Source organism: Pseudoroseomonas ludipueritiae (assembly GCF_014490445.1).
GTDB lineage: Bacteria > Pseudomonadota > Alphaproteobacteria > Acetobacterales > Acetobacteraceae > Pseudoroseomonas > Pseudoroseomonas ludipueritiae.
In genome coordinates, this window is sequence record NZ_JACTUZ010000026.1 from 25,034 (window position 1) to 39,812 (window position 14,779).

At 68.8% G+C, this 14,779-nt stretch carries 14 protein-coding genes; 2 read left to right on the top strand and 12 right to left on the bottom strand.

Annotated features, from left to right (window positions below; all coding sequences use genetic code 11):
* Positions 1–6: 6 nt before the first annotated feature.
* From IBL25_RS08835 to IBL25_RS08845, 3 genes are read right to left on the bottom strand one after another with little or no spacing between them, the layout of a single operon-like run.
* A complete protein-coding gene (locus IBL25_RS08835; RefSeq protein ID WP_187778186.1) occupies positions 7–1,593 on the bottom strand; it encodes an ABC transporter substrate-binding protein in 1,587 nt (528 codons plus the stop codon).
* Positions 1,590–2,798, bottom strand: a complete 1,209-nt coding sequence (locus tag IBL25_RS08840; protein ID WP_187778187.1) for an amidohydrolase — start codon at positions 2,796–2,798, stop codon at positions 1,590–1,592. The genes IBL25_RS08835 and IBL25_RS08840 overlap by 4 nt, the downstream gene beginning before the upstream one ends.
* 2 nt (positions 2,799–2,800) lie before the next feature.
* The gene (locus IBL25_RS08845) at positions 2,801–3,865 is read right to left on the bottom strand and encodes an ornithine cyclodeaminase (RefSeq protein WP_187778188.1); all 1,065 of its coding nucleotides are present in this window, start codon (positions 3,863–3,865) and stop codon (positions 2,801–2,803) included.
* 139 nt (positions 3,866–4,004) lie between these two features.
* On the opposite strand from IBL25_RS08845, the gene IBL25_RS08850 reads away from it, so the two are divergent.
* Both IBL25_RS08850 and IBL25_RS27260 read left to right on the top strand, forming a co-directional pair.
* Positions 4,005–4,709, top strand: a complete 705-nt coding sequence (locus IBL25_RS08850; protein WP_187778189.1) for a GntR family transcriptional regulator — start codon at positions 4,005–4,007, stop codon at positions 4,707–4,709.
* Positions 4,628–5,011, top strand: a complete 384-nt coding sequence (locus tag IBL25_RS27260; protein ID WP_275295968.1) for an ABC transporter substrate-binding protein — start codon at positions 4,628–4,630, stop codon at positions 5,009–5,011. The genes IBL25_RS08850 and IBL25_RS27260 overlap by 82 nt, the downstream gene beginning before the upstream one ends.
* A gap of 57 nt (positions 5,012–5,068) precedes the next feature.
* Here IBL25_RS27260 and IBL25_RS08860 read toward each other — a convergent pair whose 3' ends face one another.
* The 9 genes from IBL25_RS08860 to IBL25_RS08900 form a co-directional block, all read right to left on the bottom strand.
* Positions 5,069–5,809: an SDR family NAD(P)-dependent oxidoreductase gene (locus IBL25_RS08860; RefSeq protein WP_187778191.1), complete on the bottom strand. Its 741-nt coding sequence runs from the start codon at positions 5,807–5,809 to the stop codon at positions 5,069–5,071.
* 271 nt (positions 5,810–6,080) lie between these two features.
* Entirely contained in the window at positions 6,081–6,485 is a 405-nt protein-coding gene (locus tag IBL25_RS08865; protein WP_187778192.1) for a response regulator transcription factor, read from the bottom strand.
* Positions 6,486–6,821: 336 nt separating this feature from the next.
* Positions 6,822–7,934, bottom strand: coding sequence for a trypsin-like serine peptidase (locus IBL25_RS08870; RefSeq protein WP_187778193.1), 1,113 nt, complete (start codon positions 7,932–7,934; stop codon positions 6,822–6,824).
* Positions 7,931–8,605 (bottom strand): hypothetical protein, encoded by a 675-nt coding sequence (locus IBL25_RS08875; protein ID WP_187778194.1) that lies wholly within the window; start codon positions 8,603–8,605, stop codon positions 7,931–7,933. The genes IBL25_RS08870 and IBL25_RS08875 overlap by 4 nt, the downstream gene beginning before the upstream one ends.
* Positions 8,602–9,468 carry a hypothetical protein gene (locus IBL25_RS08880; RefSeq protein WP_187778195.1) on the bottom strand — a complete coding sequence of 289 codons (867 nt, stop codon included), beginning with the start codon at positions 9,466–9,468 and terminating at the stop codon, positions 8,602–8,604. The genes IBL25_RS08875 and IBL25_RS08880 overlap by 4 nt, the downstream gene beginning before the upstream one ends.
* Before the next feature lie 23 nt (positions 9,469–9,491).
* Positions 9,492–10,592, bottom strand: a complete 1,101-nt coding sequence (locus tag IBL25_RS08885; RefSeq protein WP_187778196.1) for a hypothetical protein — start codon at positions 10,590–10,592, stop codon at positions 9,492–9,494.
* Between the two features lie 54 nt (positions 10,593–10,646).
* Entirely contained in the window at positions 10,647–13,037 is a 2,391-nt protein-coding gene (locus IBL25_RS08890; protein ID WP_187778197.1) for a hypothetical protein, read from the bottom strand.
* Between the two features lie 8 nt (positions 13,038–13,045).
* Positions 13,046–14,353 carry a hypothetical protein gene (locus IBL25_RS08895; protein ID WP_187778198.1) on the bottom strand — a complete coding sequence of 436 codons (1,308 nt, stop codon included), beginning with the start codon at positions 14,351–14,353 and terminating at the stop codon, positions 13,046–13,048.
* Positions 14,354–14,404: 51 nt separating this feature from the next.
* Positions 14,405–14,779, bottom strand: a 375-nt coding sequence (locus tag IBL25_RS08900; protein WP_238940295.1) for a hypothetical protein, incomplete at its 5' end; no start/stop codon positions are given.

The window sequence follows — 14,779 nt, forward strand, 5'->3', positions numbered from 1 at the left end:
GGAGGCTCAGGCGGGCTGCACATCCATGGCCAGCGTCATCTCATCCGCCCGGGGCGTATGGCTGACGCCGCGCCGCATGGCCCAGATATTCTTCTGGATGTGCAGCGGCACCCAGGCGGCATCGGCGGCGGCGATGCGCGTGGCCTCCTGGAACAGCTTCTCGCGCGCGGCATCGTCGGCGGTGGCCAGCGCCTGCGTCAGCACGCTGTCGTACTTCGCGCTGGAATAGCCGACATGATTCACGGTGCCCCAGCCCTTTTCCATGTCGCGGGTGCCGAGCAACCCGCGCAGGCCGGCAGAGGGTTCGCCGCCTGAGTTGGACCAGCCGCCCATGGTGATGCTGGCATCGCGCCGCGCGCCGCGCTGCGCCACCACGGCGAAGGGCAGGGTCTCCACCTTGGTCTTGATGCCAACGCGGCTCCACATCTGCCCGATGCTCTGCGCGATCTGCGCATCGTTCACATAGCGGTCGTTGGAGGCCAGCAGCGTCACGCCAAAGCCATTGGGCAGCCCGGCTTCCGCCAGCAGCTTTCGCGCCTTGTCCGGGTCGAAGGCGGGGAAAGGCAGGTCCGGCACATAGCCGTAGGTATCCGGCGGCATCAGCTGGCCCGTCGGCAGCGCGGCGCCGGACATGACGCGGTCCGCGATGGCCGGGCGGTTGATGGCCACGGAAAGCGCCTGCCGCACGCGCAGATCCGTCATAGGGTTGCGGATAGCCTCGCCATTCGGCCCCGTCACGTAAGGGGATTCCGTGCGGAAGTCGGTGCGGAGATAAACGGAGCGGAGGCTGGTGATCTCCGACAGCGCCAGGCCGGCCTCGCCACGCAGACGGGCGATGTCGTTGGTTGGCACGGCGTCGATGAAGGTGACATCGCCCGCCTGCAAGGCCGCGGTGCGGGCGCCGTCATTGGCGATGATGCGGTAGTTCACCCGCTCCCAGGCCGCCTTCCTGCCCCAGTAGGCGTCGTTGCGCGCCAGTTCCACCCGGTCGCCGGAGCGGAAGGAGACAAGGCGGAAGGGCCCGGTGCCGATGGCGTTCTTGCCATTGTTGAAGTCGCCCGTGGCGGGATTTTCACCCAGCCCGTGCCAGATGATGGCCACCTGCGACAGGTCCGCCGGCAGCAGCGGATAGACGCCGGCGGTATGCAGCCGGACGCGCAGCGGGTCCAGGATCTCCACCCGCTGGATCGCCTTGGTATAGACGGCAAAGGAGCCAGGGCTGTTCACCACCCTTGGCACGCGATCGATGGTGTAGGCGACATCCCGCGCCGTGAAAGCCTCGTTGTTGTGGAAGCGGATGCCTTCTCGCAGCTCAAATTCCCAGGTCGTGTCGTCGAGAAGCTTCCAGGACGTGGCGAGGCCAGGCATCAGGCGGCCCTGCGCGTCGCGATGCACCAGGAAATCGAAGAGATGCGCCGCCAGGGCGTTGTTGGGGGTCAGGGTATAGAAATGCGGGTCCACCGAACTGGGCGGGGCGCCGACGGCGAGGTCGAGCAGGCGGCCCGCCTGCTGCGCCCGCGCGGGGCGTGCCGCCGGCAGGAGGGCGGGCGCCAGGGCGGCGCCCAGGATCAGGCGGCGGGGCAGGGCTGTCATGCGGGTTCCTCCGGTGCGGGGGCGGGTGTCGCGTGAGCGGTGGCCCCGGTAGCGGCGGAGCCCAGGATGTCCCGTGCCGTGCGCATGAAGACGCGCGCGCCGATCGCGATCAGCTCGTCGGGAAAGTCGTAATCGGGGTTGTGCAGGCTGGGCCGGTCCTCGCCCGCGCCAAGCAGGAACATGGCCGATGGCGCGAGCTGCCCGAAGCGGCCGAAATCCTCGGAGGCCCGCAGCGGCAGGCCATGCGGGCCGTGCGGGATGCCCTCGGCCTCCAGGGCACGGCGGAGATGCGCCACGGCCTCCGGCGCATTCTCGCAATGGTCGAAAACATCCTGATAGCCGATCTCGATGCCCAGGCCGCCATCCGCCGCGGCCTGCCGCGCCAGGGCCTCAGCCTCGGCGCGCAGGCGCCGCATCTGGGCGTCGTTCAGGCTGCGCAGCGTGCACCAGACCTCGGCTCGGCCGGGCGCGACGCCGAAGCAGGCTTCGCCCAATGCCGCGTGCGTCACCGTCACCATGGCGAAATCCGGCGCCAGCCAGGCGCCGCCACCCAGCGCCGTCAGCGCGGGCATCAGCCGTGCCATGGCGGCCATGGGGGAAAGCCCGGTTTCGGGCGCCGAGGCATGGGCGGTGCGGCCCGAGAGCACGATCCGCATGCCGGCGGAAGCGCAGTTCGCCGGCCCCTCGGCCAGGGCCACGGCGCCCAGCGGCAGGCCGGGCATATTGTGGCAGGCGAAGGCGAGATCCGGGCGGATGGCGCCGAAGGCCGGGTCGGCGATCACAGCGGCGGCGCCGGTGCCATCCTCCTCCGCCGGCTGGAACAGTAGCACCACACGGCCCCGCTGCGGCCGCTGCCGCCCGAAGCCACGCGCCAGTGCCGCCAGCATGGCCATGTGCCCGTCATGGCCGCAGGCATGCGACCGGCCCGGTGCGTTGGAGCGGTGGGGTGCGTCCGAGATTTCCTGGATAGGGAGCCCATCCAGCTCGGCGCGGAACATCACTGTGGGGCCGGGTGCCGTGCCATGGAACACCGCCGCCACGCCATGCCCGCCGAGGCCGGACAACACGCGGTCCGCGCCGGCGGCGGCCAGCATGGCGCGGACCGCCTGGGCGGTGCCTTTCTCCTGCCCTGAGAGTTCAGGCATCCGGTGCAGGCCCTGCCGCCATTCGGCCAGTTCCACGGTGTCGCGGTTGGTCAGGAACATGGTCAGGCGGCGGCCTGGAAGCCGGCGCGCAGCAGCATGCCGTAGAGGTCGCGTGGCTCGTCCGGGTCGGCCAACAGGTCGAGCTGCGTGTACTTGCCCGTGCGTAGCAGCTGGTCCCGCACATAGCGCAGGGCGGAGAAATCCTCCGTCGCGAAGCCGACGCTGTCGAAAACCGTCACCTCCGCCGCATCCCGCCGGCCTTCCGCCCGCCCGGCGACCACCTGCCAGAACTCGGTGACAGGATGATCCGGCGGCAGCTGCTGGATCTCTCCCTCGATCCGTGTCTGCGGGGTGTATTCCACAAAGATGCCGGCGCGCAGCAGGATGTCACGATGCAGCTCCGTCTTGCCCGGGCAGTCTCCGCCGATGGCGTTGATGTGGACGCCGCTGCCGACAAGATTGTCCGTCAGAATGGTGGCGAACTGCTTGTCGGCGGTGCAGGTGGTGATGATCTGCGCGCCCAGCACCGCCTCCTCGCTGCTGCCGCAGGGCACCACCGTCAGGCCGCTGCCGGCGAGGTTGCGCGCGGCCTTGCGCGTCGCGGCAGGGTCGATGTCATAGAGGCGCACGGTGTCGATCCCGCAGAGGGCTTTGAAGGCCAGGGCCTGGAACTCGCATTGCGCGCCGTTGCCGATCATGGCCATGACGCGGCTGCCCGGGGGCGCCAGATACTTCCCCGCCAGGGCGGAGGTGGCGGCGGTGCGCAGCGCGGTCAGGATCGTCATCTCGGAAAGCAGCACCGGATAGCCGTCGCTGACCTTGGCCAGCATGCCGAAGGCGGTAACGGTCTGCCGGCCCTCCCGCGTGTTCTTCGGGTGGCCGTTGACGTATTTGAAGCCGTAGGTCTCCCCATCGCTGGTCGGCATCAGCTCGATGACGCCTTCAGCAGAATGCGCGGCAACGCGCGGCGTCTTATCGAACAGCTCCCACCGCGCGAAATCCGCCTCGATATAGCCAGCCAGCTCCGACAACAGGCGCTCCACGCCGATGTCCAGCACGATCTCCATCATGTGCTCGACGCTGACGAAGGGGACGAGGCTCAGGGGGCCAGGTGCGGTGATCGTCATGGAACAACTCCTGCGACGTGCGCGACATGCTAGCCAAATCAGTGCTAAAGATGCCTAAGTTAACTGTCAACAGTTGACGCGATGGATGTCGACGAATAGGTGACGCGCCCGCCAGCGGACCACCTCCGGAGGACAACAGATGGATCTCACCGCTACCATGTCCCTCCATCCTCCCAGCCTGGCGCAGGCCGTGAGAGGGCAATTGATGCGCATGATCGCCCAGGGTGCGTTGCGGCCGGGCGGGCGGCTGAATGAGGTGCATCTGGCGGAGCGCTTCGGCATCAGCCGCGGCCCTGTGCGCGAAGCGGCAAGGGAGCTGGAGGGCGCGGGGGTGCTGGTGAGCCGGCCGCGTCAAGGCTTCTATGTGGTGAACTTCACCCCGGCCGAGATCCGCGACATCTACGAAACCAAGAACTGGCTGGAAGACGCCTTCATCACCGACCTTGCTGCGCATCTGCCGATGGCGGCACGGCAGGAGATCCTGGCTGATATCGACAGCATCGACGTCTCCGAACGCGAAAATTTCGGGGAAAGCTTGCTGCAATTCCGCCGCCGCGTTTGCGGCCAGTTGCGCAACCGCTTCCTGGCGGAACTGATGGCGGCGCTCTACCGCAAGTTCTATGTCATTTCGGCCGTGGTGCCGGTAACCGACAACACGGTGCGGCAGGAGTGGATTCTCGCGGTGCTGCGCCGCTTCTGGGCGGCGATGATCGCCGGCGACGCGACCGCCGCGCGCGCCGTGATGGCCGAGGACACGGCGCATTGGCTGGCGGACCTACCGCAACGCTTCGCCGAGGTATTGCAGCGGCCGGCCCCGGGCCATGTCGCAAGGCTGGGTCAGTAGAGGTTGTTGGGCATGGCGGCGGCAAAGTAGTCAAAGTGGACCGCGTCGGGTGGATGGAAATCCCCGACCAGCAGAGCGTGGTGAATGCGCTGACCGCCAGCGAGGTGCAGGTGGTGACGAATATCGGCGCCGACGACATGGACATGATGCGCGGCCGGCACGGCATCAAGCTGCGGACGCGCCTGGCCAACAATTCGCTTTCCCTGCGGATGAACTGGCTGCGGCCACCCTTCAACAACCTGAAGGTCCGGCAGGCGGTGCTGCACGCCGCCAGCAGGCATCAGTCAACATCGTGCGGCTGATCCACGCGTGGGTCATGTGGACGGCTGATCCTCGCCGCCCGAAGGCCAGGGCAGCCTTCAGGTCTGGGCGCCGCCATTCACCTGCAGCATCTGCCCGTTGATGAAGGCACCTGCATCCGAAGCCAGGGTCCGGGCCAGCACGGCCACCTCGGCTGGTGTTCCGCGTCTTCCTGTGGGAATGCGCACGGCCACCGGGTCTCGCGGCATTCCTGCGCGGGTCTGCCCATCCTTGGCGATCGGGCCGGGCGAGATGGCGTTCACCGTGATGCCGCGGCCACCGAATTCCTTCGCCAGTGCCTTGGTCAGGCCCCAGACACCATGCTTGGCGACCGATACAGCCGCATGGCCCGCATAACCCTGAATGGCATTCATGCCAGTGAAGTTGATGATGCGCCCCCAGCCGCGCTCCAGCATCCCTGGCAGGCAGGCGCTGGCGAGCCAGCGCGCGGCGTCCATGTCCACCGCCAGTACCCGGCGCCAAGTCTCCTCATCCGTAGCCAGGAAAGGAGCGGCTGGCCGGATGGCCGCATTGTTCACCAGCACGTTGACGTGCCGGAAACGCGCGAGGGCCTCTTCCACGATCCGCATGCAGTCTGCGGCATCGCCAATATCGCCCATGGCGACCAGCACTTCACGGCCCAGCGCCCGCACCTCCTGTGCCACAGCCTCGCAGGCGGCGCGGTTGGATGAACCATTCACCACGATATCGAAGCCTTCTTGCGCCAGGCCCAACGCGACCGCGCGGCCGATATTGCGGCCGGAGCCAGTGATGAGGGCCACTTTGCGTTCAGCGGCCATGCAGCGTCTCTCCTGTGGTAGAGGCGGCCGATGGACGTGCCGCGCTTGTCCTGGGCCGATGGTGCGGAAGATCTGCCATCAACCCGGGCGCGTTGGTCAAGTGGGGGAACGGCCACCATCAACCCGATATTCCGCTGAGAGGAATCCACGCCCGATGCCGCCGGGAAAAGGCATCGCCATGCTGCCCCGATGCACTCCGAGGAATGGCACCCCTGAGCGAATCCTGCCTCGCGACAGGCCGCGCCGGGCTCCGACGGTTCCTGACGCCGGTCTAGGTTTCCCTTGCTCTGCCATGTGCAGTGAGGCTCCTGCCGCAATCGGCTTTCTTCTCGACGAGCCACCACTGACGCGCGACGCAGGCTACCAGTTCCGATTGCTTGTTCATGCCGAGCTTGGCGTAGATGCGTCCGGTGTGGACGCGCACCGTGTGGAAGCTGATATCCAGGCGGCGGCCGATCGCCTTGGCGTCCCAGCCGTGATACACCAGCAAGGCGATCTCCAGTTCGCGTGGGGTCAGAACATCCAGCAGGCTCGGCATTTCCTGCTCCAAGCCGCCTTTCAGCACGACATACCGCCGGCCGCAGAGCGCGAGACTGCCCAGGATCTCCTTCCCTGCCGGAGCAGCATGGTCGGGCACCACCTCGCAGGAATGCCCGGCGATGCTGAAGCAGGCCACCGGAACCTCCTCCGGCTGCGCTGCTGCGCTTCCCCACGCCGTGTCTGCCTCGCCATCGCCCGGTATCGGTCCTGGAGTATGGCCGGCCTCCACGCTTTCTGCGCGGCGCACCCATCGTGACCGGATGGCGTCGATCAACGGCCTTGGAACGGCATGAGCGCCGAAGTGGCCCGACTGTGGCTTCACCTGAAGTCTCCAAGGGTTCCGCCGGGGCGATGTTCTGGCGGAGAAAGGATGGTTCCCCAACCGCCGGATGGAGTTGCAGCCTGCTGCCATGCCCGCCCAGGATGCCTCAACCGGCTCGCCCGGCTCAATCATTCCGTTGCCGAAGTGCAATCACGGCATCGCCACCATGGCGCCAGCCCCGGCAATCATCCGTGAGGGGTCCGCTGCCGCCGCCACCAGTTCCGCCGTGATCCGGACACCGCTGTTCACGGTGCCCGGAGGGGCCAGCAACGCCCCGCGCTTGCAGCCATGGGAACGCCCCTCCGCATCCAGCAGCCCGGCTGTATGCACGCCGATGATCGCGGCATCGTTCCCGAGGCGCGTGATGATCGGGCTGCCGCTATGGCCCGGGCAGGTATCCACCGAATGGAACAGGCGCCTTGGGCTGAAGCGCACCAGGCGCTCCGCATGCCGCCAAAGGGTGCCGAGTGGCCGGTCGGACGGGTATCCCGCCACGGTGATGCGCCCACGCTCCCTGATCCGCGCGATGCTCGCATCCGGCAGCGAACGGAGCGGCATGAAGCGCCGCAGGCCCGGGAAGGGGCGTGGAAGGTCGATGAACCCCCAGTCCCAGACACCACGCTCCGGCCCCTCGATGAAGCCGCGCGGAACCCAGAAGCGCCGGGCTTCCATGGTGCCGTAGGGCATGGTCCCCCGGTCGCTCCGCCCTGGCACGACGATGATGCGGACGGGTGCCCGCCTGCGCTGCAGGCTCCAGATGCAATGCGCCGCCGTCAGCACCCGGCGCGGCGAGATCAGCACCCCGCTGCAGCCGGAGCACCCGCCGCCGCCGAAGTCGCGGCACAGATGAACCATCGTGTTCCAGGGGTAGAGCTTGGTGCGGATTTCCTGCACGCGGTCATCGGAGGGGCCGATCACCGAAAGGTCCGCATCCTCCTCCCCAGGCTGTTCGGCGCTCCGGCGCTCGTCCGGCCAGTAGCCGCCATCCCATGGCAGCGGCGGTGCGGTGGCCAGGGGATCGTCACCCGGGGGATTGCTCCAGGGGTCGACCGGCGGCAGGCCCTGCGGGTCCCACGGCACATAGTCCCACCAGCCCGAACCCCAGGGGATGGCTCCTCCCCAGCCACGCCATCGCGGGCCGCGCCGCCAGGGCGGGTAACCCCATGGCCTTGTGATGGGCGGGGGCAAGCCGCCGCCAGGGCTCCAGCCGCCACGGCGCACAGGCCCGGCGGCACCTGATGCGACACGGTGAAGGCGCCTCATGGCTTCTTCTCCTCAAAGGTCCAGGCACTGCCGACATAGGATTTGGGCCGCTCGCGGACCTGCAGCGTGACCTCGAAGGCCCGCAGCAGCTTGGTGTCGAGCGGCGTGCCGGGGTCCGGGCTCACGCCGCCGATCTGCACGGTGATCGCCGCCAGCCGCCTGTCGGCGCGGAACTCCGCCGCGATCTCCTGCTGCAGCCTGGCGACCTCGCTGCCCGCCGGATTGGGGGGGCGGCGCAGGGGCTTGCCTTGCGGCGCGATCACCGGAAGGACATGCGAGGACACGCGCCCCTGAACCGATGCGGCGGGCGCCATGCCGATATAGAGCGGCCTTGCCTCGCCCCGCCGCGCGATCCTGTAGAGGAGGAAGCGGTTGGGTTCCGTGAAGTCGGCTGGCGGCGCGGGCTGCGCGCGCCCGATCACCCGCATCAGTGGCACAGGGTCGCGCCATCCGTTGAAGGTGCCAGGCAGCGTCAGGCGCCTCGGGTGCCCGGCCTCGGCGCCAAGGGGCGCCTCGAAGCGGCCATTCTGCGCATGCGCGAGGGCGGCGCTGAGGCTACGGCGGGCCAGCCGGTCGATCGCGCCGGTGCCTTTCCTGCACTGCCTGCAGCCGCAGGCACATGCATGGCCGGGCGCGCGGCCCAGGTCGTTGTCGTAAAGGAGTCCGCTCATGGTACCTCCCACCACACTGCACTCGCGTCGTCCCAGAATTCCCGGAGTTCGTTGGCCGAGGCGGCGCCCCAGTCGAGGCTGTCATCGAGCGTCGCGGCCAGGACGCGCGGCGCCACCAGCAGCAGGCCGGCGACGCGGAACTGCCCGGCCTCGATCGGCACAGCGAGCCCGCTTCGCAGCAGCGCGGGCGTCAGGCAGCGGCGCAGGGCCTGCCGCACAGGCCCTTCCGCCAGGGGCTTGCAGCATATGCCGGAACGCTCAAGCCAATGGGCCAGGGCAGGGCTCTCCGCCTCCCGGTCCATGGTGGCCAGGATCATGGGGCGGGAAGCCCGCAGCGCCGCGGCCAGCGACAGCGCATCCCGGGCACAATCCGCCAGGATGTCGGGGGCGGTGAGGGGGGCGCCCGGGCTCGGCTCCTCGCCATGGTTCCGGGGCAGGAGGCGGGCATCGAAGGCGGCCGCCAGCGCATCGCGCCGGTCCATCAGGCCAGGGTCGTCGTCCTTGGGCAGCACCGATTCCGCCCAGCTATCGGCGGTCCAGTAGATGTTCGGGCAGCCCTCCAGGCGCAGCTCCTGCCGTGCCGAGGCCCATTCCCGCGTGGATTGCCCGAAGGCCCTGGCACCCGCCACACCGTCCATGCCACCAAGCTTCGTGGTTACCCGCTCTTCCCGCGCATAGCTCTTGTCCTGCACCAGCGTCCAATGGCCCTGGGGAAGCCAGACGGGCATCGCCCGGGCCAGGCCCAGTGTCCAGAACAGGCCGCAGGGCCGCAGCGACAGGCTGACATCCAGCACGCAGCCCTCCACCGAGGCGGGCAGTGCCAGGTTCGTGGCGGCGCCAGGCGGATTCCAGAGCGCGTTCATGGCAACCTCAACAAGATCCGCGATCAGATCGGCACCATCCGCGCATCCCGCGCCGGCATGCCCACAGCCCAGCGCAGGGATTCCGTGACACCTGGGAAGCGCCGCCCTTCATCCGTCATCCGGTAGGCTGCGATCCAGGCCTCGGCCTGCGCCGCGGCGGTCTGCGCCGTTGCCTGGAAGTCGGCCGGCGTCTGGTTGGTGTCGAAGGCGCTGCCGGAGACCCAGAGCAGCACGGCCCGCCCCGCCTCGGCCATCTTGGCCCGCTGGGACAATTCGCGCGCGCCGCCCATCCGCTGGTTCAGCACCGCTTCCACGACATCCCATTTGGTGCGGGCGTCGAAGGACTTCTTGATGTCCGGTGCGTCGAGAATCTCCAGGATCTGCTTCAGGTAGACGCTCGCCTCCATCGCCAGGGCCATGACATTGCCGTAGCTCGCCCGGTCCAGCGCGTAGCGCAGGTCCGTGCCGAGGCGCTGAACGACGGCGAGGGTGCCGAAGGGCCTCTGGTCGAGCGCCGGGCTGCCCTTGATGACCTCGGAGATCGTGAGGTCGCGGAAATACTGCGCCAGCGCGGTCATCAGCGCCACGAGCTGGAAGTGGAAGTTGACATTGACGATGGCGCCGGGCGGGCGCGGGGCGCGGCCGTAGTTGAAGACGCGCATATAGGCCGCGAGCCGGTCCCGCGGCTCGTAGCGGAGCGGCTGCCACTTGTCGAGCAGGTAGAGGCCGCGCGCGCCAGGGCCGCGATGCACCTTCATGCGCCCTTCGTGGAACAGGCGGCGCAACAGGTCCACCACCCGGAACACGCCCATGCGCTCGTGCTGGTAAACGAAGTAAAGTTCCGCTGCGGCCTGGATCTGCGCGGGGATGATGGAATCATCGAAATCCGCCGCGATCTCCGGCCAGGAGATCGCCCCGAAGCCGGAGGGGCCGCCCGCGGCGAGGCCGAGAAGATCGGAGAAGGCGCCGGCGGGATCTCCGGAGGCAGCACCGGCCAGGCGGCGGGCGCGCTCCTCCAGTTCACGCGCGACGCGCTCACGCAGCGCGGGATCGAGATCCTGCAGCGCCTGGTCGGTGAAGCCCGGAAACATGCTCCGTAGCGTCAGTTTGTCGTCCAGTGCCATTGTCGGAGCCCTTTGCCTCGGTGATGGCGCCGCCTGCGCGGCTGCTCTTCTGGATCACGATGACTTTTTCGGAGGACCGCCCGACCGCGTGGGCGGGCTTGTTCCCGTTGAGGAACTGGCTTGCCCATTCGTCTCGTCCCGGTTCTCAGCAATGCGGTGGACGCCGTCGCGGAGTTCTTCGATGAGCTTCGCGATGGTCGTGTTCTTGCTCCGCATCCTGCTGAAGTCGTTGGCCAGTTGCTCTATGGCGTCCCGGGCGGGGCCGAGATGCCGCGCGACATCGGCGCCGGCAGTCCCTACTTGGTCGGCGGCCCTGGCGATGGTGGAGATATCGGTGTTATCGGCGATGCGGCAGACGCAGTTGCGAAGCTCTTCGATAAGCCTCGCAATGGTCGTGCTGTTGTTCTGCATCCTGCTGAAGTCGTCAGCGAGTTTCTCGATGGCCTTCCGGGCGGGGCCGACATGCTGCGCGGCATCGATACTTGCTGCCCCGACCCGGTCGACAGCCTTGGCGATGGCGGAGGTATCGGTGTTGATGCCCGCCAAGCTCCCGGCGGCACGGAAGGCCTCCCCACGGATGAGTTCCAGAGCACGCGCGGACCGCTGCGCGGAGAGGGGCGGTATATCGGGAAGGCCGATTTCCGGCGGCGAGCAGGTCTGAGCGCCTCGTCCCCGGATCAGCTCGAGCGCGTCGCCGATCATCTCGGAAAGCGCGCTGGATACATGTTCCTGCGGCACGCAGCCGAAGCTCATGGTCGCGATGACAGAGGCGAGGCGCTGCTGGGCAAGGCTCTGCAGGCAGAGCTCGTCCTCCATGGCCTGCAACATCGGCTCGGGAGTCCCCGGGAGCGGGCGGTGGGTCACTTTGTCGATCTTGCCCTCCCCCAGCAGGCGCCCCACCTTGGTGAGTAGCCTGATCAGAGCGGCACTGGTTGCTCCGGTCGTCGGACCCGTCCTGCGGCGCCCTATTCCGGCAATTATCCTGATCGGGGCTACATTGATTGCCCCGGCCTTCAGGATTGTCCTGCCACGCAGAGCAGTGGCAAGAACATAGGCCAGCAGCCCATAGGCCGCGGCGCGCCACTCCGGCTCCCCTTTGCCCTCAATGTCGTGGCCGGAGATGTAGAGGTCCATGGCACGGTCAAGGTCATGCAGGATCTTGTCCACCATGATCTGCAGCAGCACATCCTTGGCGTCGCAGTTGCAACCCAGAAAGCAGTCGGCGCGGGCCGCGAATTGCGTGCGTAGGCTGGCGAGCCGCGTCATTCGCTGCGCCACGGCGCTGTTCTGCCCCATGCTGGCGCGCGCACGCTGCGCGATCAGCGGGCGGGTGATGTAGAACAACCGGTGGCCCGCCGCGCTGGTCGTGAAGCTGTCGAGGAAAAGCTGAAGCGCCTTCAGGAACTGCGCGAGCCCTGGCGCGGAGGCTACCTTGCCGCCCAGGTTGAGCAGCCAATGGAGTTGCTGTGTCGAAAGCTCCGCCGTGGCGCCGAGGGCGCGCAATCCGGCGGCGTCGTTGCGTGCGGCCTGCTCGACCAGCCCGTCGAGGGCGCGACCCAGGGTGGCCTCGTCCAGCAGCGCCCGCAGGTCGAGATGACCGCTGGCTTCGATCTGCTGCATGAACTTGCGGTAGCCTTCCATGGCCCAGGGGAAGCCGTCGGAGGAGGAGGTTCCCTCGGTGTTCTGCAACATGGCGCGCAGGCCGGCGATCACGCCGTCCCGCCGTGCCTGCAGGTCGCTGGCGGCGATGGAAGGCAGCACGCGCAGGTTGCCGAGGCTGCGCCCGGCCAGGTTCTCGCCGGCCAGCACAAGCAGCAGGGAGGCGGCCTCGTCGAGGTCGCTCCCCAGGCGCCGGTAGGACGAGTTGCTGTCAGGGCTGAGCGCCCCGATCATCCGCGCGAGCCGCGAATACTCGCCCAACTGGCGCCGGGCACCCAGCAGCCTGTCGCGGGCGCGGGGGTCCAGCGCCAGGGCGGCGGCACTCTGGCCTTCCGCCAGGATGCCGCGGATGGAGTTCCACCAGCCAGAAATCTCCTGCGTGATGTCGCCCAGGCGGTGGTCGGTGGAGAGGGCCAGCAGGTCGCGGTCCACGGCCTGCTCGGCCTGTGCCATCTCGGCGCTCGTCGCCATGGATTCCACGGCGCGCACATTCGGCGCCGCGGCGATTTCCAGGGGCGTGGGCAAGCCGGCGGCTTCCGCCTCCAGCTCCCGCGCCTCACCCGGGAAGAGCTGGCGCAATCCCCGCGCTACCTCGACCGGGTCGTTCGGGTTTCCGATGCGCAGGCGCTGGCGGATGATGTTGTCGACGATCTGTGCTGCCACGCCGCGGCTCCGTTCGGGCAGATCGACCTGCGGGCCCTGGCTGGCAGCCGCCGCGCCGGGGCCCGGCCGTGCCGGGGAACCGGTGGCCGCCGGATTGGTCCGGAAGAAAGGGGCGTCTCTCATGCGCGTCCTCATGCGACCTTGGGTTCGATCTGGGCCGGTGCGGGGCGTGCGGTGCCGGCGCCATGACCGACTGGCACCAGGCGCTCCAGCATCATCCTGCCGAGTTCATGGGGTGCCACCCCGGCGGCCAGCGCGTAGTGGCAGGCACTGACCAGGAAGCGCGGCGGCAGGTCGCCCGGCATGCGGCCGCGGGCGAGCAGCAGCCCGCCGCGCCGGATGGCCGCCTGGTCACGGCTGGTGAAGGGAATCACGCTCGCCAGGACCCGCTCAGCCAGCGCGCGGCGGGGCTGGAAGGCAATCTCGTCGACCACGGCGGGGATCGCCTCGCGCGCCGAGGCCAGCATGGCACGCGGAATACGGTGTCCCCGCCGCGGGTTGTAGAGGCCGGTCCAGACGCCGAGCAGTTCCGCCGCATCCTGTCCGAAGCCCATGCGGCGCAGCATCTCCGCCATGATGGGCACGCGGAGATATCCTGTCGGGTGCGCGCCGCCAGGGCGGTAGGTCATCACCTTGTCGGCGGGGTGGGACAGGAATTCCGCCATGCCCCAGGCCGCCGCCGGCCCGCCCAGCAACAGCGCCGCGAGATCCGCGAAGATCTCCTTCTGCCATCGGCCGAAGACGCTGGTGACGCGTGGCGGCATCGCCATCTCCGAAAGGCGCAGCAGGACGGCGTTCTGCACTTCCACCCAGAGGCCAAGGTCTGCCTGCAGGTTATGCGCGACCTCGTGCAGGAACACGGCCTGCCATGGCCGGTCCCGGTCGAAGGGGATCCGGATCAGGGGGAAGGGGTTTGTCTCGCCCAGCAGGCGGCTCAACGTCACGCCGCGCCGGATGGTGGCGGGTGAGTAACCGTGCTCCAGGTAGGTCAATGGCGGCAGGAGCGTTCCCGGGAAGATCCGTGGCGCCGCCGCGGTGACCGCCGCGTAGCAATCGCGGGCAATGGCGTCATGCGCCGCCAGCGGCCGCGCGAAGGCGGTGCCACGCTGGGCGAAGACCTCGAAGAACAGCCCGAATGCCCGCCGCGACCGGTCCACTTCGCGTTCCACCATGGCCATGGCAAGGAGACGGTCCTCAAGGGAAGCGCCGCGCGGCAGGCGGGCCAGGGCGGTGAGGCGCATCCGCACGGCGCGGTCGATGGCCCAGAGCCGCTGGTTCGCCGCGGCGAAATGCGCCTGGGAGGGTGCGAAGGGCAGGTCCTCCTGCCGCAGCCCGACGGATTGCCGGGTCAGGCCGACAAGGCGGCGGGCACGGCTGGCAAGGCCACGGCGCTTCGCGTCGAAGAAGCGCTCGATCGCTGCGCCGCGGCCATCCGGCATGGATGCAGCACCTCCGTCCATGACCGTGCCCTCTTTGCCCTCATGCCGTGCCTAGAAGTCCGGACGGATATAGATCGTCGCCGGGCCCTGGATGCGGATGCGGCGTCCGCGCATGCCCTGGCGGCCCCATCCCTGGCCACTGCCCCAGCCATCCTGCCCCCCGCCGATACCGCCGAGCGAGGACATGATCTGCCGCGCCCGCTGCGACGGGGCCGAGAGGCTGCGCAACGCGCTGGGGTTCTGCGCCAGGCGGGCGATGGTGCGCACAAGCACCTTCGGGCGTGCCGCCGGCGGGGTGCCGTTGCTGGCCGCCGTCCTGCGCACGCTGGCCGCCACTTTCGGCAGGGCCCGAAGCGCTGTGGGCCCGCCCGCGCGAACCAGGCTGGTGGCGGCGCGCGTGACCGCCTTGGCCACCTGCTGGCGCTG